The organism is Herbiconiux daphne (assembly GCF_024979295.1).
Classification (GTDB): domain Bacteria; phylum Actinomycetota; class Actinomycetes; order Actinomycetales; family Microbacteriaceae; genus Herbiconiux; species Herbiconiux daphnes.
The window spans coordinates 1-517 of record NZ_JANLCJ010000827.1; the positions used below are offsets into that span (position 1 = coordinate 1).

The window sequence follows — 517 nt, forward strand, 5'->3', positions numbered from 1 at the left end:
TTTTCCCAAGTAGTGGAACATGTTTTTATTCTGTAGTGTTCTTAGTATTCTCCAATTGTCGGATTGTATTAAGTGCACTTTCAATGTAGTCGGAAGCTTGATCTGTGGATAGTGGAATTTTCCATTCTTCAGCAATCTTACCGAGCTTAGTTAAGGCAATAGCCTTTCGAGCATTATTCTCGATATTGGTTTGATCGAGAGCTCTAACAATAATTTCAGCACGCGCCCTTAAAACAATAATGTTCTTAGCGTGATCTTTTTCGGTAACACCAATAAAGACTTTTAAAGCTGTAACTACTATAAAGAAAATCAAAGCAGCAACAATACCTATTGACATTAAATTATTAATCATGGCATAATCTCCTTTTTGATTGGTATTTTGTTTGCTTTAAGAAGTTCGATAGCTTTGTCAAGTTTATCTTCAGTGCTTGTAAGTTTGCGTGAAATCTTTTCAAGTTCTTTTTGATACTCAACATCTTTAGCGAAATTCTCTTTTTGCATTGCGGTTAATTGGACC

General features: G+C 34.4%; 1 protein-coding gene. It reads right to left on the minus strand.

What is annotated here, in order from left to right; translation table 11 throughout:
* Positions 1-25: 25 nt before the first annotated feature.
* Complete coding sequence (locus tag N1032_RS27905; RefSeq protein WP_259543993.1) at positions 26-352, minus strand: phage holin, LLH family; 327 nt, start codon at positions 350-352, stop codon at positions 26-28.
* Positions 353-517: the final 165 nt, after the last annotated feature.